Source organism: Nocardia sp. NBC_01499 (genome assembly GCF_045040275.1).
In the GTDB taxonomy this organism is placed as follows: domain Bacteria; phylum Actinomycetota; class Actinomycetes; order Mycobacteriales; family Mycobacteriaceae; genus Nocardia.
In genome coordinates, this window is record NZ_CP109426.1 from 10,260,245 (window position 1) to 10,283,473 (window position 23,229).

Below are 23,229 nucleotides of genomic sequence, written 5' to 3' on the forward strand. Positions count from 1 at the left end.
ATCCGCAGCGGCACTCCCAGATGCCTTCGCACCGCTACCGATCCGTCTACGACCGGGTGGAAGTGCCACTCGCCCAGCGTGATTGGCCGAACGCGCGGATTACCGAGGCACCACTGTGGGTTCCGGTCGACCTGCGCGACGGCAACCAGGCACTCGCCGAACCCATGGACCCCGAGCGCAAACGCCGCTTCTTCGCATTGATGGTCGCCATGGGCTACAAGGAGATCGAGGTCGGCTATCCGTCCGCCTCGCAGACCGACTTCGACTTCGTCCGGCTGCTCGCCGACAGCGGCCTCGTGCCCGACGACGTCGCCATCGTCGTATTCACCCCCGCCAGAACCGATCTCATCGAACGTACCGTCGAATCGGTGCGCGGCCTGCGCAATGTCGTCATCCACATGTACACCGCGACCGCACCCGCCTGGCGAAACACGGTGCTCGGCAAGGACCGTGCCGCGCTGCGCGAGCTGATCCTGGCCGGTGGTCGCGACGTGCTCGAGCTCACCGCTGACCTGCCGAACGTGCGGTTCCAGTTCTCGCCCGAGGTGTTCAACTTGACCGAGCCCGACTACGTGCTCGACCTGTGCGACCGGATGACGACGCTGTGGGACGCCACCCCGCAACGTCCGGTGATCCTGAATCTGCCTGCGACAGTGGAGGTCGCCACCCCTAACGTCTACGCGGACCAGATCGAATACATGCACCGCAACCTCGCTCGCCGCGATAGCGTCATCCTGTCCGTGCACCCGCACAACGATCGAGGCACCGGCATCGCCTGCGCCGAACTGGCGGTGCTCGCTGGCGCGCAACGCGTCGAGGGCTGCCTGTTCGGCAACGGCGAACGCACCGGCAATGTGGACATTGCCACCCTGGCGCTGAATCTGCATGCGCAGGGGGTGGATCCGATGATCGACTTCGCTGATATCGACGAGATCCGCCGGACCGTCGAATACTGCACCCGCATGCCGGTGCACGAACGGCACCCGTACGTGGGCGATCTCGTGCATACCGCGTTCTCCGGCACCCACCAGGACGCGATCAACAAGGGCATGGTCGCGCATCGAGCACGGGCGGCGCGGACGGGAATCCCGGAACGCCAACTGGATTGGCAGGTGCCGTATCTGCCGATCGACCCGGCCGACATCGGCCGCAGCTACGACGCCGTCATCCGGGTCAATTCGCAGTCGGGTAAGGGCGGCATCGCCTACCTGCTGAAGACGGAGTTCGGCATCGACCTGCCCCGGCACCGGCAGATCGACTTCGCCAGACACGTGCAGGCACACACCGACGCTACGGGTCGCGAGATCACCGCGGTCGAGCTGCGCGATCTGTTCGACACCGTCTATCCGACGGTCCGGACGTCCTGACACGGCATGTTCGGGCAAAACGCCGGGTTATGCGGGGCGTCCGTGCGAAGGTAATCGGCGTGGCGCGGTACGTGACAGGAAACCTCCCCGCCGAAGTGACCAGCTTCGTCGGGCGAGGCAGCGAAGTCGCCGCCGCCAGGAAACTGCTGTCGAGCACCCGATTACTCACCCTGACCGGGCCGGGCGGGGTCGGCAAGACCCGGCTGGCCCGGCGGGTGGCCGACACGGTGCGGCGGGCCTTTCCCGACGGTGTGTGGCTGGTCGAGGTAGCCCACGTCAACGACGGCGAACTGGTGGCGCTGAGCGTCGCGCAAGCGCTCGGCCTGCGCGACGACACCAGCGCCCCGCTGGACAGCCTCACCGAGTACCTCGGCGGCAAAAACCTGCTCCTGGTCCTCGACAACTGCGAACACCTCATCGACGCTTGCGCCGAACTCGTCGATCGGCTGATCGCCAGCACGCCCGACATGCGCGTGCTGGCGACCAGCCGAGAGCCGCTCGGCGTGGTGGGGGAGCAGGTGCTACCCGTCGCGCCGCTGCCGGTGCCCCAAATAGCCGAGGACTCCGGCGAAGTCGACGCGGCCGACAACCCGGCCCTGCGGCTGCTGATCGACCGCGCCACCGCGGCCAATCCCGAATTCCAGGTCACCGCAGCCAATCTCGGCACGCTCGCGGCGATTTGCCTTCGACTGGAAGGCATTCCGCTGGCACTGGAGCTCGCGGCGTTGCGGCTGCGGGCGTTCACCCCCGCCCAGGTGCTCGAACGCCTCGACGACACCATGCGCCTGCTCACCACCGGCCTGCGCACCGCACCACAACGACAGCAGACACTCGAGGCGGCCATTCGCTGGAGTTACGACCTGTGTACCTCGAACGAACAACTCCTGTGGGAGCAGCTGGCGGTGTTCGCGGGCGGCTTCGACCTGACGGCCGCCGAGGCGGTGTGCGTGCTCGACCCGCCCGGCGCGCTGCTCGACGCGCTCACCGGCCTGGTCGACAAGTCCGTGCTGAGCCATCGCAACGACAGCGACGGCACCGGCCGCTACACCATGCTCGAGCCGCTGCGGCAGTTCGCGCTGGCGCGGCTCACGGCACACGGCGACGAGTACGCGGTCCGAATTCGGCACCGCGACCACTACTATCGGGTCGCGCAGCGGGGACGTGTCGAATACTGGGGTGACGCGGACGTCATCTGGTTCCGCGACGTCACCCGCGAACACGCGAATATGCGTGCGGCACTGCAGTTCGCGCTCGCCGACCCGGCCGGTGCGCACCGAGGGCTCCAGATCGCCAGCGAGCTGCGGCCGTTCTGGGAGCACTACCGGTTCTTCCTCGAGGGCTACCGCTGGCTGATGGACGCGCTCGGCAAGGATCTCGCGCACACCACCGACCGGGCGCGGGCGCTGGCCGCCGCGTCGGTTATCGCCGCCATGCTCTCGGACACCGTGTCGGCGCACGAGTTCTTGCGCGAATGTGTGGCGATAGCAACGGAATTGGCCGCCGAGGAGGTGTTGGTCGAGGCGCTGCTGCTGTCGTCTGTGCTTGCGTTCGCCGAGGCGGACCCGATGCGCGCACTCGAGATCGCCGAGAGCGCCGCCGTGCGGGCTCGTGCGTGTGGGCACCACGGCACCGAGATGGAATGTCTCGCGTTCGGGTATGTGTGCGCGATGGTGCTGGAGGATGAGCGTGCGGGCACGCTGGCGGAGCAGTTCATGGCCAAGTCGGTGGAACACGGTTCGCATCTGCTCGGTGGCCTGGCGTCGTGGGCGGTCGGGACGAACCATTGGCGAAACGGCAACGAGGACAAGGCGATCGAGGATCTGCGCCGCGCGGTCGAGCTATTGCGGTTGTTCGATCGGTGCGTGTGGACGGCGTCCGCGTTCGACGGGCTCGCCTGGGCGGCGGCCGCCGGCGGTGATCAGCGTCGAGCCGCACGGTTGATGGGGGCCGCGACGACGGTGCGGCGCGGCAGCACGCAGCGTCTCGCGCACGCCATGACCGACGCGGTCGGCGAGAAGGTCCGGCTGCAAGTGCTTAATGCAATGGGGGACAAGGACTTTAGTTCCGCGTACGGCAGCGGCGTCGCGCTCACACTGGATGAGGCGGTGCACTACGCCCTCGGCGTCGAACAGCCTGCCGCGCCGCCGCCGAAAACCGTTGCCGACGAACAGCTCACGCGCCGCGAGAAGGACGTGGCGCGACTGGTCGCCGCCGGCTACAGCAACAAACGCGTCGCCGCCGAACTGGTCATCTCGATTCGCACCGCGGAAAGCCACGTCGACCACATTCTCACCAAGCTCGGCTTCGAATCACGAGCGCAGGTCGCGGCATGGGTCAGTGAACACGGCCTCTGATCGGGTCAGTCGCCGGTAGCGCCATCGATGCGTTCGCGGAGCAGGTCGGCGTGGCCGTTGTGCCTGGCATACTCCTCGATCATGTGCATGTAGACCCACCGGAGGTTGTACTCCAGTTCGGGTCGCCGCGGATGCCGGAAGATGTGGTCGAGCGGCAGGTCGGCCACCGCCGCGTCGGCCAGTTCGATCTCGCGCCGGAATGTCGCGAAATCGGTTGCGGCGTCGGCCTGTTCGGTGTCGTCGAAGTCGCCGTCCAGGTTGTCTTCACTGCAGTAGATGTACTCGATGTCTTCGGCCGCGGCGGCGAGGCGGAACCAGCCGCGCTCCACCTCGGTCATGTGCCGGACCATGCCGTGCAGCGACATCGTCGACGGTTCGACCGAACGCTGCTTGAGCTGCTTCGCATCGAGCCCCGCGCATTTCACCAGCAGCGTGTCACGGTGATAGTCGAGCCAGCTCTGCCGCATCGGCCGTTCGTCGCTGATCTGCGGCGGTCTGGTTCGGGTGCGGTCGGGCGCGCTCCAGTTCACCCGGTTGACTGTAACGCGACCAGGTCATTCGGAGCGCGCGATTATTGTCCCGACTAGGCGGTGCGGGTGAACCGCCGCGCCTTGTCGCCGTTCAGCTTTCCAGCGGGCAGCGTGCGCCCGCACAACACCAGCAATAGGTCCTGCGCGGCGCCGGACACGACCTCGCCTGACCCGTAACTCCAGTCCAGATCGTCGGCGCGTAGCTCGACTCCCTCGAGATCGACCCCGAAGAACTTGACGCTCTTCGGGTTGATGGCGTCGAGCACCAGGCGCAGCCGATCTTCCGGCACCTTTCGGTCAAGCCCCAGGCCGACCGTGATATCCAAACCGTGGATGACATCGTGACTCAACGCCCCCTCGAACCCACCACCCGGCGGCTTCCACGGATGAGCGACGTTGTCCCACAGCGACTTCAACAGATCCTCCGCCGTCAGCTCGGCAGCATCGTTGCGCGCCGTCCGATCGGCCATCCGATTGAAACTCCCCACCGCCCGCACCATCTCCAGCGCGAACCGCGCCCCCGACAACCGAAACGGCATCGTCATATGCGCGACCACCTCACGCACCCGCCACCCCCGACACAGCGTCGCCGCATCCCAACTCTCGGCGTCCAACCCAGCCAATAGCTCAGCAAGATCGGTCCGCTCACCCGTAATCGCTCTACGCACCTCGGTATCGGTCATAGTGTCGCCTCCGCCCGCGATCATCCCGCTCCCCGCGCCGGGGCGCCACCCAATCGGGCCATTTGGTGGAGACCGGCCGCAATCTGCATGATGGGCTCGACATCGGCACGGCTACGAACGCGCCGTGGTTACACTTTCTGCCAGTGACTCTCGGTGCGTAGCCGGGGCTGTGAACGGTGCCTGCGGTGACGGCCCCGCTGCCCGGCGCGGGAGAACCGATCGGCCTTCATCCCGTGCAGCTTCCCGTCGGGCAGGATGCGTCCGCACAGGACCAGCAGTAGGTCTTGGGCGGCGCCGGAGAGGATCTCGCCGGAACCGTAGGTCCAGTCGAGATCCTCTGCGCACAACTGGATTCCGTCGAGGTCGACCCCGAAGAACTTGACGCACTGGGGTTTTACGGCGTCCAGCACGCGGCGCAGTCGGTCCTCGGGGACGTTTCGGTCGAGCCCGAGGGCGACGGTGATGTCAAGGCCGTGGATGACGTCATGGCTCAACGCGTGCTCGAAGCCGCCACCCGGCGGTGTCCAGGGGTGAGCGACGTTGTCCCACAGTGACTTCAGCAGATCCTCGGGGGTGAACCTGGCCGCGTCCTGCCGGGCGGCATGATCGGCCATTCGGTTGAAATCCCCTGCCGCCCGCAGCACTTCGAGTGCGAAGCGGGCTTCGGAGAGGCGGAAGGGCAGGGTGATGTGCGCGACGACCTCGCGCACCCGCCAGCCGCGGCACAGCGTCGGCGCGTCCCAGCTTTTGGCATCGAGGCCCGTCAGTATTTCGGCGAGATCGGTCCGCTCCGCCGTGATCGCCGCATGCACCGCGCTATCCGTCATCGTCGCTCCTCGCCGTGATCCCCCACGTTCTGAGATGCCACACGCCCGGGAGGTGCCCGGAACGGGCCGCTGCCGCGGACTTACTTCGGATTTTGTCGGGAAAGTCCCGTCCGGCGATGCTATGCCTAAAACTGGACGGTATGGCGCAGAGTGGGTTCTCGCCGTTTCACAACGGCGTGTCGCGCTGGCTAGGCAGGGGTGAGGAAGGTGCCCGCGTGCAGGGTGGTGCCGAAACCGGGGGCGAAGGTGCCGTACTCGTAGACGAGATGGCCGCCCACCAGGGTGGCGGCGACGGCCTGGTCATTGCGGTTGACCATCCGGTCGAGCCCCGCGATGCCGGGGAACGGCGTTTCGGCGTACTCGGCGCTGGAACCGTCGAAGCCCGCCGGGTCGATGACGGCGATATCGGCGCGGGCGCCCTCGCACAGGCGGCCGTCGTCAAGGCCGTACCAATCGGCCAGCTCGCCGGTGAGCCGGTGCACCGCCGCCTCGATCGGCATGAACTTGCGCTGATGCGCCCGCTCCAGCATGCGAATACCGAAGTTGTAGAAGGCCATATTGCGCAGGTGCGCACCGGAATCGGCGAATCCGACCTGGACATTGGGCGAGCGTTGCAGCCGGTCGAGCACGTCGTCGCGATCGTTGGCGATCACGGTGCGCCAGCGCAGTTTCGCGCCGTGTGCGACGGCGAGGTCGAGCAGCGCGTCGGCCGGGTGGATGCCGCGCTCGTCGGCCACCTCGCCGAACGACTTGCCGACCACCTCGGCCTCCGGGCAGGACACGATCTGCGCGTCGTACAGATCCCGATGCCACACCCGAGGACCGTACTTCTTGGCGAGATCCTTGCGGAACTGCCTGCGATAGGACTCGTCGGCGAGCAACTCGCCGCGCTTCATCACGTCGCGGATGTTCAGCGCCGCGACACCGGAGCCGAACTCCTCGAAGACGACCAGATCGACGCCGTCGGCATAGACCTCGAACGGCACCGGCAGGTGCTGCCACCGAAACTCGGCCCCGCCAACGGTGTTCGCGATCCACGCCGCCGCGGTCGCGGCGCGCGCCGTCGTGCGATCGGCCTTCACGTCCATGCCCGCGATCAGGGTTGTCTTGAGCGGCTTGCGGAATCGGCCAGCGCTCTGCGCGAAGTAGCGCGCGATCTCCAGCCGGGAGGTGAGGTTCGGTGTGCTCTGATGGATCCGATCGCGGTGCCGCAGAATCTTGTTCAGCGCCGCGTATTCGTGCCAGCTGGCGTAGGTCGACGGCAGCCGCCTGGTCGGAAAGCGCACACCCTCCAGCTTCGAGAACGAGCTGCGGATGGTGGACAGGCCGAGGAATCCGGCATCGAGCGCGTCGGTGAGCATCTGCCGCATGCGATTCAGCTCATCGCCGGTCGGTGTCGCCTGCGGGTCCACCGCGCGACCGAGCCCCATGACGGCGACGCGAATATCCGAATGACCAAGTAGCGCGGCGACATTCGCGCCGAGCGGACGCGACGCGAGCGACTCGACATAGGCGCGCGGGCCGTCCCAGGTCTTGTGCTCCTTGACCGCCGAATGCACCGCATCCCAGGGCAGCGCCTCCACCCTGGCGAACATATCCGCGCAATCGTCGGCGCCGGAATACACCGTGGACAGCGAGCAATTCCCGATCACCACCGACGTGACCCCGTGCCGCACCGACTCGCCGAGCCCGGGATTGCCGAGCACTTCCGCGTCGTAATGGGTGTGCACGTCGAGCATGCCCGGAATGACCCATTTGCCGGTCGCGTCGACGTTCCGCACGCCATCGGGCAGTGACTCGCTGATCGTGACCACTTTGCCGTCTTTGACGCCGACATCCGCGATACGCGGTGGCGATCCCGCGCCGTCGAAGGCCGACCCGCCGCGAATCACCACGTCGTACTGCGTCATCTGCGCCACTCCATGTCTGACGGTATCTGGTACTACCGGTATTGCGTACATCGTCGCACGGACAGCCACCCGAGGCCATCCCCGCCGACGCCGGTCGCTACCTGCTTGCCACCCGGTTCACTCGTGACCTCGCCGCCGCCGTCGACGCCGTGGTGCCGGAGTAGCTATCCCCGCACCGGATCGGCCGTAGAGATCTCCTTGCGCCCGTTGATATTCCGCACGGATGCGGCGACCGATCGCGGGTTCGCTCGGGACGGGGACCTCGGCGGCGGTGCGGGCGGGCCAGGTCGGTGGTTGCGCCGCGCCGCTCAGCGCCCAGGCAGCCTGACGGGCCGCGCCGAGCGCGACGTACTCGATCGGCTGGGGAACGGTGACCGGGACGCCGAAGATCTGCGCGGCGATCTCGGCGACCAGCGGCGAACGCGCGGCCCCTCCGATCAACAACACGCGACGCACCCCCGTACCTCGCGCGCGGAGATGGTCGAGCGCCTCGGCCATGTTGCAGAGCATGCCCTCGAAGGCAGCGCGGGCAAAGTGGCTGGGGCGCATGGTCTCTGGACGCAGACCGTGCAGGCTCCCGGTGGCGTGCGGCAGGTTCGGGGTGCGCTCGCCGGACAGATAGGGGAGCAGGACGAGTCCTTCGGCGCCCGGCGGTGCCTGCGCGGCAAGCGATTCGAGCGCGGCGAGCTCGACACCGAGCAAATCGGCGGCGTATCCGAGGACGCGTGCGGCATTGAGGGTGCACACCAGCGGAAGGAATGCCCCTGTCGCGTCGGCGAATCCGGCCACCGCGCCGGTCGCATCGGCGCTCGGCGCGGCGGCGCGGGCGAAGACGGTGCCGCTGGTGCCGAGCGAAACCACCACATCGCCATCGCCGATGCCGAGACCCAGTGCGGCACCGGCATTGTCACCGGTCCCCGCCGCGACGAGCACCCCGGACGGGGTGCGCCCCGCGGCCTCGGACGGCGCGAGCACCCGGGGCAACTCGGGCGTCCGGCCGCGAAAGCCAAGGGCGAGTAGATCTTTGCGATAGTCACAGTCGGCCGGTGACCAGTAGCCGGTACCCGAGGCGTCGCCGCGATCGGTGGTCGGTTCGACCGAGGGGCCGCCGCGCAGCCGCCAGGTCAGGTAGTCGTGCGGCAGCATGATCCGCGCGGTGCGGTCGGCGAGGTCCGGCTCGTGATCGGCCAGCCAGCGCAGCTTGGTCACGGTGAACGCCGCGAGCGGGACACTGCCGACGGCATCGGCCCAAGCCTGCGGGCCACCGAGTTCGGCGATCAGTTCGTCGGCCGCAGCGGCGGAGCGGACGTCGTTCCACAGCAGCGCGTCGCGCACCGGCCGCCCCTCGGCGTCGAGCGCGACCAAGCCGTGCTGCTGACCCGCCACCGCTATGGCGTCCACATGCTCGAGCAAACCAGCGCCCGCCGTGCACAACGCGTCCCACCAGGCCTGCGGCGCGACCTCGGTGCCGTCCGGATGCGGTGCGTGCGCCTGGTGCAATATCTCGCCGGTCGCCGCATCGCAGATCACCACTTTGCAGGACTGGGTGGAGCTGTCCACCCCGGCCACCGTCGCCGCGCACATAGCTCCACCTTGCACCCGAAACGCCTCCGCACGGCGCATTTCGGGTTTTCGACCGCCGGATCGGGCACACTGGCCCGGTGACTGACGATCCGGACCGACCTGCCGACGTGCACGTCCGGACCGGTGACGGAACACCGGTGCCGGAGCTGACCGACGATGTGCTCACCGAGCTGTTCGATGAGCCACCCGATCCGGAATGCCCGTTCATCGTGATCAACCGCGGCGATGACGCGTACATCCAGACCCGTCTGCTGCCCGACGGCGTCTACGAGATCGAGCATCGCGCGGCCGGGTCCGACGAGCATTTCCAGGTGTACACCCCCGACGCCCGCCTGGTCCGTGACGTCATGTTCGCGTGGGTCGACGAAAACCCCTGGTGGTGCGACGCCGTCGCCTGGTACCGGGTCGACCCGGCCGTCGCCGAGGTGCAGTCCGTGCTCCGCGATTTCGAGAGTCTGCTCGGCGGCATGTCGGTGTTGGACGGCATCGAGGCAACCATGGACGACGCGATGGCCCGCGCCGACGCGCTGCTCGCGCTGGATATCGACGAGTTGACGGCAGCGCCCGAGTTGGCGGCCGAGCCCGACGAATTACCCTGACGCTACGGCCTGATACCACCACGCGGTGGTGGCGATGTCCGCGTTCTCCAGTGGCAGATAGGTTTGCGGGTCCTGCCAGCCGAGCGCCTGCACGGTGACGCGCAGCGCGCTGTCGAAGCAGATGGGGTCGCGCACATGCCACCGATACATGCCGAATTGCTGCTGCGGCTGGTAGGCCTGATCGGGCGGTATCACCTGGACCAGTCCAAGATACGGCGTGGAATACTGGCGAAACGTCCCGTCGATATCGAAATTCCACGCGCCGCCGAAGTAGTCCTCGGTGCCCGTGCCGCAGATGGTGGGGAAGTCGGTGTCGCCGTCGAGATAGAACTTGAATTCGCCCTCGCCCCACCAGCCGGAGGCATTGGGCTGCATCGCGAGGTAGGTACCGACATAACGCCCCGGGCCCGGCACGGCGTCGACGATCGTGTGGATGGCCGGGCTACCCAGTGGGTTGTTGCGCGACCACCGGGTGTGCAGGTATCCGGCGGCGTCCGGCACGTCCTCCTCGGTGTAGGTGACCTGGTAGTACACCGGAACCGTATGACCGGAGTTGTTTTCCAGCGTGATCCTGGCGTGCCCGCGAAAAGGCATGGGCCAGTAGCTGTTCAAGCCGCCCGCCGGATTGACGACGACCATCTCCGAGTCGACCAGGGCCAGTTGGTCCCAACCGTTACAGAAGAAGTCGCCCAGCGGCATCTCGATCGCGGGCTCGGCAGCGTCGTCCCAGTACACCCGCAGCGTCTGCGCCCGCAGCGTGGTGCGGTCGGTCGTCAGCCAAAAGTGCCGTAGCACGCCGGGGCCGGAAATGTCTGCGAGGGTAGCGGTTTCGCCGTCCGCCACCAAGATCGAGGGCGATATCTTCCACCCGACACCGAGGAATCGCGCCGCGTTCGCGCCGGTGCCGGTGGTCGCGCGACCACCCGCGCCCGGCGCGCCCGTCGGATTCTCGGCGCTGATCGACCGAGTGCGCGTGTTGTCCAGCTGCCATAGGTCCGGAGTCACAAGCCTGGCCATCCATATCGACTAGGAGTTGGCGCGAGTCCCGCCATCCGGGTACTCGCCCCTGGAGTCGCCGTGACGATCGCGCCGTTCGGATCGAACGGCATCTGCTCGGCCACTTCGCGACGGATCTTTTCCATATCCATCCATTTTATGTTCTGGACCAGCTCTTCGAGTGCTTCCGGCTCGAGGTATCCCGCCTCGTTATAAACCAGCAGGCCTTCGCGATACGCCATCAGCGTCGGGTACGCGCTGACCTCCGCCGCCTCCTTCAGCGCCTCCTCCGCCACGGCGTCGACGGTGCCGTGCACGACGTCGGGGTGCCGCTCGGCCGAGAATTCGTAGACCGGCGCGAAACGTGTACACCATCCGCACCAGTCCGCCCAGTAATCGACGAGCACGATGGGGTTGCGGGTGATGATGGCTTCGAAGTTGTGCGGGTTCAGGGCGACAGTGGGCATGAGATCCTCGTATTGATATCGACGGAGCAACCCTGCATCCTCGCATGATCGGCGAGGATCAGGACAGCACCCCCTTGCGTTTTTGCTCGCTCGCGAGGAAATGCGTGATAGCGGTACTGCATTCGTACAGTTCGCGGTACCGCTGATAGTACGAGTCGTATTCTTCGGTGCGTTCAGGATAGGGCTCGACGGTGGCGACAACCGGATTCCAGCCGACGGTGTCGACACCCGCCGCCTCGGCCGCGAGTAAGGCATCGCCGAGGCACGCGCCGATCGTATCGGCGGGCAGTTGTTGCGGCAGCCCGGTCACATCGGAGACGATCTGCGTCCACAGCCCGCCCTTGGTGCCGCCACCGACCGCGACCAGCCGCGCGGCCTGCCCACCGGCCTCGGTCATCGCCGCGAGATTGTGCCGCACCCCGTACGCGATGCCCTCCAACACCGCCCGATACAGCTCGGCGCGGCCGTGTCCGAGGGTCAGGCCCGCGATGATGCCCCTGGCGTCCGGGTCGAACAGGGGAGTGCGTTCTCCGGCGAAATAGGGCAGCACCAGCAGTCCCCGGCTGCCCGCCGGCGCATGCGCGGCCTCCGTGACGAGGTCGGCGAACTCGCCGCCGACCAGGTTGCGCAGCCAGTCGGTCACCGCGCCGGAGGTGGCCATGCCAGCGGCGAGAGTGTATGTGCCAGGCCATGTTCCGCAGGTGCCCCACAGACCGGGGTGCGGGCGCGGGTCGGTCAGCACCTGCACAAGGAACATGGTGGTGCCGTACATGATCATCGCGTCGCCCGGCGCGCGAACGCCGACGCTGGCGGCCTCGGACCAGGCGTCGATGGTGCCGGTGGTGACCGGAAGGCCAACGGGGAGACCGGTACTCGCCGCCGCGTCGGCGGAGACGTGTCCGATCACCTCGGTCGGCCAGGCGAGTTCGGGCAGTCGTAAGCCGGGCGCCACCTGTTCGGCCCAGTCGGTGGCCCATTCGCGGCGCCGCAGGTCGTACATGGGGACGCACTGGCTGGCCGATTGATGGTCGAGCACGTAGCGGCCGGTAAGCCGGTGTACCAGAAAGGAACTCGCCATCAGCAGCATACTGGTGGCCGCGGCGACCTGCGGCTCGTGCCGGGCCAGCCAGCGCAGCTTCGGGCCGACGGCTTGACTGGTGAGCGGCGAACCGGCGCGTTCCAGCACCGCCGGTGCGCCGAATTCGGCGTTGAGTTCGGCGATTTCGGCGGTCGCCCTGGTATCTACGCCGTAGAGGATGGCGGGACGCAGCGGGTGGCCGTTCGCGTCGGCCGGGAGCAGGCACGGGCCGATGCCAGAGACGGCTAGTCCGTCCAGAGTCGCGCCGTCCGCCGCGGCAACGAGGTCGCCGATGATCGCGACGAAGTCCGCCCACCACACCAGTTCCGCATCGTGCTCGACCCAGCCCGGCTGCGGCGTCGAAACACCATGCGCCCGTTCGGATCTAGCGAGAACGGTGCCGTGCTCGTCGGTCAGCACGCCCTTCGAGCTCGAGGTACCGATGTCGACGCCGAGGAACCTCGTCACCGGACGAACTCGTCGAGGGTGACCCCGAGCAGATCACAGGCCGCCCGCAGTGCCGCCCGATGGTCGCCGGGTACCGCGTGAATGTGGTTGGCGCCGAAGCGCGACAGGAAATCCTCGGCGCGGGCATCGAGCCGGGCGAACGCGTGCGGCCATTCCCAGGTGGACTGCTTCATCAGCGCTTCGTTGGTCTGGTCGTCGTAGGTCTCGAACTCGCCGAGCATCAACTGCATTCGATACTCGCCGTCCTTGCGGGTGAGGCGGGCCAGCGTCATGCCGCCCGGTGCGGCGAGGTGATGGACCGAGGCGCCACCGGCGGGGAAGAAGAACACCTCCGGGTACAGGTGCACCTTGGCGAGGTTCTCGGCCGGGTCCGCGCTGCGGGCGGCGAACCACGTCGCGTGCTGGCCGGAGTTGCACAGATCCCAGATGTCGCGGTCGGCGTGATAGTGCCGGACATCCGCGAAAAGCACCGGGGTACCGGCGATCTGCTTGAGCAGCTGCATGGTGAGCGCGCCGTCCATGTCCGCCTCGGTGGCGCACACGTGGGTTTCCTTCGGCCCGTTCCAGTCGTACGGATCGTTGAGGAACGCCTCGGTGATATCCATCGTCGCGAAGTACTGGGTGAGTTCGGGCTGACCCTTGATGCCCGAAAAGTCGAGCCGCCATTCGGCGATCAGTTCACGCACCGCCAGATACGAACGGATCTGGCGCTCCAGGATTTCCGGCGTCAGCTTCGCGCCGTCGTAGTGCACGCCGGCGGCATGCTGTTCCAGCCACTCGCGCGCCGCCTTCGCCTCGCTCGCGTCGGCCAGCTCGGCCCGCCGCACGATCTCCCACTGATCGATCTCCTCGACGTCGATGCCGAAGATCCGTTGCCACTGATCGGTATTGGCGACCGCGGTGTTCATCCCCATCGGTCGTCCGCCGAACCGCCCGAACGTGCTGCCGCGCAAGCTCGCTACCGCCGCGGCCGCGCTCGCCCGCACGCCGATCGCGTCGATGAGCGCGGAATCGTCCGGATCACCCCACAATCGGGCATGCGTGCGACCGATCTGATCCAGCGCGCCACCGGCGGCCAGCATGCCGACCATGCCCGGCTGCACCGGGTCGATATTCGACAGCAGCAGTAGCGGGCCGGGCGTCGCGCCCGCGGCGAGCATCGTGAAATGCGGGAAAGCCCAGACCGCGTAATGGAATACGGTCAAATCGACCTCGGCCGCCGCCACGCCACGCGCCACCGAACTGGCCAGCGCGTTGTCACTGACCGTTTCCGTGCCGCGCACCACCTCATGCCCGGCCCGCGTCAGCGCCGCGACCAAGTGGTCCTCGGTCGTTCTGATGAAGTCCGCGATGCCAGCGTGCACATAGTCGCGACCGTCGGACATGCTGATAACACCGATACGGGCCATGCCGGTCCCTCCGCGCGAATATCCGGTTCGACTCAAGAATTACCAGGCAGAACAGCGCCTTTGGGCGGATTCGCGAAATCGTTCGACCACCACGTCGATGGCGCGCGGTTTGCTAATCTCGCCGGATGGGAACGGACCCGGCGGGGCGGGTCGATGCCGCGACCTCATCGAACAGTCGGCGATACCGCGGCGAGGTGCTCGTAGTCGGCGCCTACTTCGCCGATCTCGTCTTCCAGGGCCTCTCGCGGCCCGTTCGACCCGGTACCGAGGTGTTTGCTCGCGGCTTCGCGATACTGCCGGGCGGCGCGTTCACGCCCGCGATGGCGATGCGCAGGCTCGGGCACGACGTGGTGTGGTCGACCGACTTCGGCACCGATCTGTTCAGCGAGCAGGTGCTGGCCGCGGCCAGCGCGGAAGGTCTCGACGACACCGGCTTTCGCATGCACACGGTGCCGGTACGCAGCGTGACAGCGGCTTTGTCGTCGGCCGAGGACCGGGCGATGGTGAGCTATCAGGACCCGGTCACGCCCTACCCGCTCGCTGTACTGCTGCGGGAATACCGGCCACGACTAGTGATCCTGCCGCAGCTGCAATACGGCGAGGGCGTGCGGGCCGCCCTTCAGGTCGCGCATCGGCTCGGCACCCAGGTGTTCATGGACTGCCAGGACGTCCCGTGCACCCTGGATACGCCGACGGTGCGCGAGATCCTCGCCGAGGTGGACTTTTTCGCGCCCAACGCCGATGAGGCACTGCGACTTACCGGCGCGGCCACGCTCGACGCCGCCGTCGATATCCTTGCGGGCCTGGTGGATACGGTCGTTGTCAAGCGGGGCAGCGGCGGAGCCATCGCGGTCCGGGACGGTCTGCGGTGCGAGATCGACGCCGTCCCTGTCGATGTCGTCGACACCACCGCCGCGGGCGACTGCTTCGACGCGGGCTTCCTGCACGCTCACCTGACCGGACATTCGCTGCCCGATTGCCTCGCGACCGCGGTGGCCTGTGGCGCGGCGGCGACCACGGCCCTCGGGTCCAGTGCCGCACCGGACTTGACGGAGTTGCCGCGGTGGCTCGCGAAGGTGCCGGGCGCCCGGACTATCTGAAGTTCGCGCCGATTCCCTGATGCGTGCCTGCTATCGTTGTATGGATGGCAACCGGCGATGGTTCCAAATCTGTTGAGCCGGAAGCCAGTTCATCCGGCAATCGATGTTGCGGTGTCGCTGCGAGCGCCGTCGGCTCCGGCAACATCCTGGTCACCGACCTGGACGGCACCCTGCTCGGCGGCACCGACGCCGATCGGCTGCGGCTGAAGAACGCATTGACCCGTCACCCCGAGGTGACGGTGGTCTTCGCGACGGGCCGCGGGATCGAGTCGATCCGCGACGTGCTGCGTGATCCTCTTGTGCCGCAGCCACGGTGGATCATCGCCGATGTCGGTGCGAGCATCATCGACGGCACGGACCTGACCCCCATGACGGCGTTGGAAACGGCCTTGCGCGCCGACTGGCCCGGCGCCGAACATGTCCGCGCCGCATTACGGCACTTTCCGGCACTGACCTACCAGGACGGTATCGCCCAGGACGGCCGCTGCTCGTTCCACCTGCCGCCCCAGGCCCTGACACGAGAACTGACCGACACTGTCCTGGCACTCGGCTGCTCGTGGCAGTACTCGGCGAACACCTACTTCGACGTGCTGCCCGCGCGAGCGAACAAGGGCAACGCACTCGTCGCGCTCGCCGAATCGCAAGGCTGGGCGCTCGACACGGTCCTGGTCGCTGGCGATTCCGGCAACGACCGTTCGATGTTCGGCCGCGGCGCGCACGGCGTCATCGTCGGCAACGCCGAACGCGCCCTGCTCGACGCGACCCCCACCGCGGACGCGGCGCATCGGCCAGACCGGCCCGGCGCCGCGGGCATCCTCGCCGCGCTACAGGAACTCGGCTGGGTCGAGCCCGACTACCCACTGGTGATCGGATACCACCGCGCACCGATCACCTGGACCGCCGACGGCTGGCGCACCCCGTCGAGCCCCAACGGCATCCTGCCGACCCTGAACAGCGTGTTCACCGGAGACCTGCGCGCGGTATGGGCAACGGGTGTGGTCATCGAACCCCACGAATCCGCCGCCCACCTCGACGATCACGACACCGGCCTTCCACTCGCCTTCCTGCCGCTGACCTCGGCCGAGTGGAGCGGATACTTCCACAAAGCCTGCAAGGAAGCGCTCTGGCCGGTCCTGATGTCGCAACCGCACCGACTGCGCTTCGACCCCGCCGCATGGGCCGCCTACCGCGCGGTGAACATGCGCTTCGCCGACCACATCAGCGTCCGGGCCGCGCCCGGCGCGACGGTGTGGCTGCACGACTACAACCTGTGGCTCGTGCCGGGCCGACTGCGCGAGACACGACCCGACCTGCGACTCGGCCTGTTCCACCACACGCCATTTCCCGAGCCGGACGTGTTCGCCGCCCTGCCGCCCGCCGCCGAGATCCGCGCCTCGCTCGGTGGGCTGGACTGGGCCGGTTTCCACACCGGGGTCTTCGCCGAACGCTTCCTCGGTTCGCTCTCCGACCTCGCGCGACCGCCCCGCGTCGGCGTTCATCCGCTCGGCATCGACCGCCCCGCGATCGAAGAGCTTGCCAGCACCCGCCCGCTCGACCGGCGGAGAACCGTTGGCCCCGTAGTGCTTTCGGTCGAACGCCTGGACTACATCAAAGCGCCCGTGCAGAAGGTCGACGCCATCGCGGAGCTACTCGTCCGCCATCCGGAGTTGCGTGGCGCGCTGCGCTTCCGGCTCGTCTGCCCGCCACCCGAACCCGGCATTGCCGCCTACGACGCGACCAGACAGGCCCTCGAGCGCCGCGTCGACGAGGTCAACCGCGCCTGGGCGTTCGGCGAATGGCAACCCATCGAGTACTTCCCGGCATTCCTGAGCTTCCCCGAGGTCATCGACCACTACCTCGCCGCGGACGTGTTCTGGGTGACCTCACTACAGGACGGCATGAACCTGACCGCGAAGGAATTCATCGCCGCCCAGTGGGCCGTTGGCCGCAGCGGCGCGCTCGTGCTCTCCCGGCATACCGGCGCCGCCGAACAGTTGGCGACCGGAGCCTTGCTGACCGAGCCGAATTCACCGAGCGACCTCGTTGACACGCTGCACCGAGCATTGAATCTTCCTGCCACACAACGCCGGGAACGGATGGCCCGCCTGAGTGAGTCACTCGGACAGCACAATCCGGCCGAATGGGCCGCCGAGATCATCGCCGCCATCCAGCGCGCCAGGCGGTTGTCGGCGCCGGGCCGGGCCGCCTGAATCGACTACTGGGGCACGGCTTTCGGATCGCACGGCGATGGGAAGGTCAGCGGTGCGAGGTACACACCGCCCTGGCCCCAACCCGCGCTGCTGATCCACCAGCTCGTGCCGTCCTGCACCAGTTCGGCCGCGTGGGATCGGATATGGCCCGCCGTGTTGCCGATGTCGAAGGAAAAGGGGTTGTCGCTGAAGAACACATCGGTGCCGACATAGTCCGGGCGTGGTCCGATGAACAGGTACCAGCAGCCATCCTGTTGTACGACGAAGGGGGACTCGGTATTTCCCGCCTCGGTGCCCGTGGTCGGGTCGGTGTAGGCGATGTTCCGGTCGCTCCACTGCAGCAGATCGGTGCTGGTGCGATAGGCGACCACGTGGTTGCCGCCCGTGGGATCGCTTGTCGCGCAGTAGTACATCACCCACTGGTCGCCGACCCTGGTCACCATCGGGTCGCGCGCGTCGTAGCCGTCACGGAACAGCGGGCCGGAAGACGCACGCTCCCAGGTGAACAGGTCGGTCGAGGTGGCCAGGTTGATCTCGACGGCGGTCCGATCGTCGCCGCCTCCGGCATAGAACATGTAGTACTGCCCATTGGCCGCGATCACATGCGGCGCCCACAGATGGGTCTCGCCATAGTCAGGGTCGACCTCGAGCGCGGGCGGCTGCTTGGTCCACGGCCCGAGCAGTTGGTCCGCGGTCGCATGCGCGAACTCGACCTCCTCGAACGGATTCGCGGGTTCGGGGTGCGTGATGCCGAACAGATGCCACTTCCCCTCGGCGTCCTGAACGATCGTGTGATCGTTGATGTACCACGCCTCGGGCTCCCCGACCCCTGGATCGTAGATCAGCGCAAAGGCGCCAGCTCTCACCACTTCGCACATAGCCATACACTCATCATCCTCGCGGCTACGGTTCGCGTTTCAACGCGGCGTATTTCGGCCGGGCCGCCCGGTGTGCGACCTAAGCCGCTTCGGCCATGCTGCGCCGCAGGTAGTCGGCGGTGATCGAGTTCTCGTCCGCCAGCAGCGCGGCGGGCGTGCCAGTGAACACGATCTCGCCGCCGTGCTTGCCGCCGTCCGGGCCGAGGTCGATGACCCAGTCCGCGCGTTTGACCACATCGAGGTCGTGCTCGATGACGATCACCGTGTTACCCGCGTCGACCAGGCGGTCGAGCAGCGCCATCAGCGTGTCGACGTCGGCCATGTGCAGGCCGGTGGTCGGTTCGTCGAGGACGTAGACCCGGCCGCTGCGATGCAGGTGATCGGCCAGCTTGATGCGTTGGCGTTCACCGCCGGACAGCGAGCTGAGCGAACGGCCGAGGGTGAGGTAGCCGAGGCCGACCTCGTTGAGCGAACGCAATGGCGTGCGAATCTTGCTGTCGGCGTTGCCGTCCCAGAAGTCGAGGGCCTGCTCGGCGGTCATATCCAGCACGTCGGCGATGGACGCGCCGCGCACCGTATAGGGGAGCACCTCCGGCCGGAATCGCCTGCCGTGGCAGGTCTGGCACACGGTGGTGATCGGATCCATATACGCCAGATCGGTGAAGATGACGCCGGCGCCACCACATTCGAGGCAGGCGCCCTCGGAGTTGAAGCTGAACAGGCCGGGCTTCACGCCGTGTTCCTTGGCGAACAACTGCCGCAGCGGATCCATGATGCCGATATAGGTGGCGGGACTGGAGCGGCGGGACGCGTGAATCGCCGACTGGCTCACCGCGATCGCGTCCGGATGTGCGGCCAGGAACGCGCCGGAGACCAGCGTGCTCTTGCCCGAACCAGCAACACCGGTGATCGCGGTGAGCACACCGGTCGGGAACCGCGCGGTCACATTCTTCAGGTTGTGCAGATCGACGTCGGTAACGGTCAGCCAGCCGGTCGGCGTGCGGGTCGCCGCCTTGACCGGCTGCACCCGGCGCAGCCGCTCACCGGTCAAAGTGCCCGAGGCGCGCAGCTTTTCGACAGTGCCCTGGAATTCGATCTGCCCGCCGTGCGCGCCCGCGCCGGGGCCCATGTCGACCACCTGGTCGGCGATCGCGATGACATCGGGGGAGTGCTCGACGACCAGCACCGTATTTCCCTTGTCGCGCAACTGGATCAGCAGGCTGTTGAGTCGGCCGACGTCGCGCGGGTGCATGCCGACGCTCGGTTCGTCGAAGATGTAGGTCATGCCGGTCAGGCTCGAACCAAGGTGCCGAACGACTTTGAGCCGCTGCGCCTCGCCACCGGACAGCGACGACGTCTCCCGATCCAGCGACAGATAGCCGAGACCGACCTCCTCGATCCTTCGCAGCCGAGCGACGGCGGCACCGGCGATCACCTCGGCCATCGGATCATCGATCGACCCGAGCACCTCGATCAGATCCGTCACCTCGAACCTGCCGTAGTCGGCGATGCCGAGCCCGTTTATCCGGCTGGCCAGCGCGGCCGTGCTCAGCCGCGCCCCGCCGCAGGCCGGGCACACCTCCTCGGTGACCACTTCTCGTGCGGCCGCCCGGTTCCTGTCCGACAGCGAGCTGAGATCGCGCTTGATGTAGAGGCGATCGAGCCGTTCGAGTAGACCTTCGTAGGCGTTGCTGCCGGTGCCCCCGGTCTTGTTCGGCCGAGGCACCCGAAAGCCGTTGCCGCGCAGGAACACCTGCCATTCTTCCGGACTGAAGTCGCGTAACGGCTTGTCCGGGTCGAAAAGCCCCGACTGCGCGTAGAGCTGCCACTGAAAGGTGCCGATGGCGAACGGCGCGAAGATGATCGCGCCCTCGTTGAGCGACTTGTCGGTGTCGAGCAGCTTGTCCATATCCGGCCGCACCACGTGGCCGAGCCCGCCGCATTCCTGGCACATGCCGAGCGGGTCGTTGAACGAATAGCTCGTCGCCTCACCGGCGCTCGGCTCGCTGTGCCGGGAGAACAGCACCCGGATGACCGACTGGATGTCGGTCATGGTGCCGACCGTGGAACGGGAGTTGCCGCCGATCGGCCGCTGGTCGACCACCACGGCGGGGGCCAGATTGTCGATCGCGTCGGCCTCGGGGCGCTCGTACTTCGGTAGCCGGTTGCGGATGAACCAGGTGTAGGTCTCGTTGAGCTGACGCTGCGACTCGACCGCGACCGTGCCGAAGACGATCGATGACTTGCCTGACCCGGACACCCCGGTGAAGACCACGATCTTGCCCTTCGGGATCGCCAGCGAGATGTTGCGCAGGTTGTTCTCGCGGGCTCCGACGATCTGGATGGTGTCTCGCTCTGCGTTCACGATATCCACGGTATGCGGCAATGAGGTCAGGATCAGTCCTCATTGCGAGCCATACTGAAACGGTGACCGAGACCGCCGCACGACTGCTCCAATTGCTGTCGCTCCTGCAGACCCGCCGCGAATGGACCGGCCCCGAACTGGCCGACCGCCTCGGCGTCACCGTGCGCACCGTGCGTCGCGATATCGAACGGCTGCGTGAACTGGAGTACCCCGTACACGCCAGCCTCGGCTCGGTCGGCGGCTATCGCCTGGAAGCTGGCACCGATCTGCCGCCGCTACTGCTCGACGACGAAGAAGCGGTGGCGATCACCCTCGGCTTGCGCAGCGCCGCACAGGGTTCGGTCGCTGGCATCGAAGAGTCGGCCGCGCGGGCCCTGGTCAAACTCCAGCAGGTGCTGCCGTCTCGGCTACGCGGGCGGGTGGACGCCATCGATTCGGCGACCGTCTCGATGGGCGGCCCGGCCGCCGGACCGCGCGTCGACCCGGAGACCCTGGTCGTCTTGGCCGCCGCGGCCCGCGACGGCGAGCGCATCCGCTTCCACTATCACGCCAAGGACGACACCGAGAGCAAACGATTCGCCGAGCCGCACAGCCTCGTCTCCGCGGGTCGCCGCTGGTATCTGGTCGCCTGGGACGTGGACCGTGCCGATTGGCGGACCTTCCGCGTCGACCGGATCGACACCCCGTTCCCGACCGGAGTACGTTGCGCACCAAGGGAATTGCCCGCCGCCGACGCCGCGGCATTCGTCACCAGCCAGCTGGCCCGCTCACGCCCGACGCACAGCGTGGTCTTCCTCGTACACACCTCCGCCGAGCAACTCGCCGAAATCTTTCGCGTACGCCCCGACGAGGTCGAGCCGATCGACGACCGCAGCTGCCTGATCCGGACCAGCGCCGACTCCCTGGAATGGATCGCCCTCCGCATCGCCCACCTCGGCGTGGAGTTCGAGGTCAAGGAACCACCGGAGATGAAGCGCCTGCTGCACGACGTCGGCGCCAAACTCATTCGCGCGGCAGGCGAACCGGATGCAGCGTCCGCTGCGCCTTTGCTGCGGCGCTGAAAATCGACCAGATACCAACGCTTTTCATTAGCTGGGGGCCGTGCGTTGATATCGTCTCGCCTTGTCGAACACCGCGGCGGATCGGCGCCGGTGGTCGATGACGTGGAGCTGCCCGCATGGGCGTCGAGTAGGTGGACGAGCGGGTTGGTCGCGGCCGTTGCGGTCGCTCGGCTCGCTCCAGGGAGGACGAGATGAGAAGAGTGGCGATCGTTTTCGCCGTGGTATCGGTGTCGGCGGGGTTCGTCGCGGGCTGCGGCGAGCATCAGGACGGGCCGCCCACCGACTCGGGTGCTCCGGTTACCTGCCAGGTGAAGCAGGGAACCAAGGTCGATATCGCCACCGGTAACGCGACCGGTGTGTACTCGGCGCTCGGCAATGCCTACGCCGATCAGATCTCTTTGGCCACCGACGGCAAGGTCACGGCGACGGCCACCGAAACCCTCGCATCGGTACAGAACATCCAGCAGCTGGTGGCAGGCAAGTACCAGGTGGCGTTCTCGCTCGCCGATATCGCCGCCGACGCGGTGCTCGGCATCGGCACCTTCGACGGCGACAAGCAGCCGGTCCAGGCGCTGTCGCGGCTCTACCCCAGCTATACAGAGGTGGTCGTGCGTGCCGGTTCCGGCATCACCTCCATCGCCGACCTGCGCGGCAAGCGGGTATCGACCGGCTCGCCCACCTCAGGCACCGAGGTGCTCGCCCGCCGCATCCTGCGGGCCGGCGGCCTGAACCCGGACAGTGACATCGCGGTCAATCACCTGGATCTCCCCAAGGCGGTCGCCGGTATGAAGGACGGCTCGCTCGACGCACTGTTCTTTTCCGGTGGACTGCCGACACCGGGCATCACCGAGTTGTTCGCGGGCGGGAAGGACAAGTTCCGTCTCCTCGACACCTCCGGCGTGCTGGCAGGCATGCGCATCCTGAGCCCGGTGTACGAGGTGGGCGCCATTCCGGCGGCTACCTATGGACTGCCTGAAGATGTGCCGTCCATCGTCGTGCCCAACGTGCTGTTGGTTCGCGACAACCTGGACGCCGATGTCGCCTGCGTCCTCACCAAGGCGCTCTTCGATCGCAAACCGCAACTGGAACAGGCGAACGCCGCGGCCAAGGGGATCGTGCGCGACACCGCGCGCGATACGAACCCGGTCCCGCTGCATCGCGGGGCACAGCACGCGCTGGCCAACTGACGGGGTGCTCGAGCAGGCCCGCTGGGGGCGTTCGAGCGAAGTCTCGGTGGTCTGAGTCACATTCGTGTGATCCGCGCCGATCCTCGGTCCATGTCAGGGCCCTTGACCTGCGAATTCTCGAGCTGCGCAGGCGATTTGACGCGGCGTTCGCCGCCA

At 67.3% G+C, this 23,229-nt stretch carries 17 protein-coding genes and 1 pseudogene; 7 read left to right on the plus strand and 11 right to left on the minus strand.

Features of this window, described 5'->3' with window-relative positions:
* Positions 1–20 precede the first annotated feature (20 nt).
* Together OG203_RS46155 and OG203_RS46160 are read left to right on the plus strand one after the other, a co-directional pair.
* A pseudogene (locus tag OG203_RS46155) lies at positions 21–1,346 on the plus strand (2-isopropylmalate synthase); the annotation flags it as partial.
* 80 nt (positions 1,347–1,426) lie between these two features.
* Positions 1,427–3,721 (plus strand): ATP-binding protein, encoded by a 2,295-nt coding sequence (locus OG203_RS46160; protein WP_405163530.1) that lies wholly within the window; start codon positions 1,427–1,429, stop codon positions 3,719–3,721.
* Positions 3,722–3,726: 5 nt separating this feature from the next.
* On the opposite strand, the gene OG203_RS46165 is transcribed toward OG203_RS46160, so the two are convergent.
* The 5 genes from OG203_RS46165 to xylB all read right to left on the minus strand — a co-directional run bounded on the left by OG203_RS46165 (position 3,727) and on the right by xylB (position 9,255).
* On the minus strand, positions 3,727–4,251 hold the full coding sequence (locus OG203_RS46165) for a DinB family protein (RefSeq protein ID WP_405163531.1): 525 nt from the start codon (positions 4,249–4,251) through the stop codon (positions 3,727–3,729).
* Positions 4,252–4,304: 53 nt separating this feature from the next.
* Positions 4,305–4,934 carry a maleylpyruvate isomerase family mycothiol-dependent enzyme gene (locus OG203_RS46170; RefSeq protein ID WP_405163532.1) on the minus strand — a complete coding sequence of 210 codons (630 nt, stop codon included), beginning with the start codon at positions 4,932–4,934 and terminating at the stop codon, positions 4,305–4,307.
* Positions 4,935–5,062: 128 nt separating this feature from the next.
* Positions 5,063–5,761, minus strand: coding sequence for a maleylpyruvate isomerase family mycothiol-dependent enzyme (locus tag OG203_RS46175; RefSeq protein ID WP_405163533.1), 699 nt, complete (start codon positions 5,759–5,761; stop codon positions 5,063–5,065).
* A 188-nt stretch (positions 5,762–5,949) separates the two neighbouring features.
* Positions 5,950–7,671: an amidohydrolase family protein gene (locus tag OG203_RS46180; RefSeq protein ID WP_405163534.1), complete on the minus strand. Its 1,722-nt coding sequence runs from the start codon at positions 7,669–7,671 to the stop codon at positions 5,950–5,952.
* 117 nt (positions 7,672–7,788) lie between these two features.
* Positions 7,789–9,255 carry a xylulokinase gene (gene xylB / locus OG203_RS46185; protein ID WP_405163535.1) on the minus strand — a complete coding sequence of 489 codons (1,467 nt, stop codon included), beginning with the start codon at positions 9,253–9,255 and terminating at the stop codon, positions 7,789–7,791.
* A 77-nt stretch (positions 9,256–9,332) separates the two neighbouring features.
* Between xylB and OG203_RS46190 the strand changes: the two genes are divergently transcribed.
* Entirely contained in the window at positions 9,333–9,854 is a 522-nt protein-coding gene (locus OG203_RS46190) for a hypothetical protein (protein ID WP_405163536.1), read from the plus strand.
* On the opposite strand, the gene OG203_RS46195 is transcribed toward OG203_RS46190, so the two are convergent.
* The 4 genes from OG203_RS46195 to OG203_RS46210 are packed head-to-tail and all read right to left on the minus strand — an operon-like array spanning position 9,846 to position 14,272.
* Positions 9,846–10,871, minus strand: a complete 1,026-nt coding sequence (locus OG203_RS46195; RefSeq protein ID WP_405163537.1) for a glycoside hydrolase family 172 protein — start codon at positions 10,869–10,871, stop codon at positions 9,846–9,848. The two genes, OG203_RS46190 and OG203_RS46195, sit on opposite strands and share 9 nt — an antisense overlap.
* Positions 10,856–11,317 (minus strand): thioredoxin family protein, encoded by a 462-nt coding sequence (locus tag OG203_RS46200; RefSeq protein WP_405163538.1) that lies wholly within the window; start codon positions 11,315–11,317, stop codon positions 10,856–10,858. Before OG203_RS46200 ends, OG203_RS46195 begins: the two co-directional genes overlap by 16 nt.
* Before the next feature lie 58 nt (positions 11,318–11,375).
* A complete protein-coding gene (locus tag OG203_RS46205; protein WP_405163539.1) occupies positions 11,376–12,863 on the minus strand; it encodes an FGGY-family carbohydrate kinase in 1,488 nt (495 codons plus the stop codon).
* Positions 12,860–14,272: an L-fucose/L-arabinose isomerase family protein gene (locus OG203_RS46210; RefSeq protein WP_405163540.1), complete on the minus strand. Its 1,413-nt coding sequence runs from the start codon at positions 14,270–14,272 to the stop codon at positions 12,860–12,862. The genes OG203_RS46205 and OG203_RS46210 overlap by 4 nt, the downstream gene beginning before the upstream one ends.
* Positions 14,273–14,397: 125 nt before the next feature.
* On the opposite strand from OG203_RS46210, the gene OG203_RS46215 reads away from it, so the two are divergent.
* Both OG203_RS46215 and OG203_RS46220 read left to right on the plus strand, forming a co-directional pair.
* Entirely contained in the window at positions 14,398–15,372 is a 975-nt protein-coding gene (locus OG203_RS46215; RefSeq protein ID WP_405163541.1) for a carbohydrate kinase family protein, read from the plus strand.
* Positions 15,373–15,416: 44 nt separating this feature from the next.
* The gene (locus tag OG203_RS46220; protein ID WP_405163542.1) at positions 15,417–17,582 is read left to right on the plus strand and encodes an HAD-IIB family hydrolase; all 2,166 of its coding nucleotides are present in this window, start codon (positions 15,417–15,419) and stop codon (positions 17,580–17,582) included.
* A gap of 5 nt (positions 17,583–17,587) precedes the next feature.
* On the opposite strand, the gene OG203_RS46225 is transcribed toward OG203_RS46220, so the two are convergent.
* Positions 17,588–18,466 (minus strand): family 43 glycosylhydrolase, encoded by an 879-nt coding sequence (locus OG203_RS46225; protein WP_405163543.1) that lies wholly within the window; start codon positions 18,464–18,466, stop codon positions 17,588–17,590.
* Between the two features lie 73 nt (positions 18,467–18,539).
* Complete coding sequence (locus tag OG203_RS46230) at positions 18,540–20,825, minus strand: ATP-binding cassette domain-containing protein (protein WP_405163544.1); 2,286 nt, start codon at positions 20,823–20,825, stop codon at positions 18,540–18,542.
* A gap of 62 nt (positions 20,826–20,887) precedes the next feature.
* Here OG203_RS46230 and OG203_RS46235 point away from each other — a divergent pair, with 62 nt between their 5' ends.
* Together OG203_RS46235 and OG203_RS46240 are read left to right on the plus strand one after the other, a co-directional pair.
* Positions 20,888–21,886: a helix-turn-helix transcriptional regulator gene (locus tag OG203_RS46235; RefSeq protein WP_405163545.1), complete on the plus strand. Its 999-nt coding sequence runs from the start codon at positions 20,888–20,890 to the stop codon at positions 21,884–21,886.
* Positions 21,887–22,077: 191 nt separating this feature from the next.
* Positions 22,078–23,073, plus strand: coding sequence for a TAXI family TRAP transporter solute-binding subunit (locus OG203_RS46240; protein ID WP_405163546.1), 996 nt, complete (start codon positions 22,078–22,080; stop codon positions 23,071–23,073).
* The last annotated feature ends 156 nt before the right edge of the window (positions 23,074–23,229 follow it).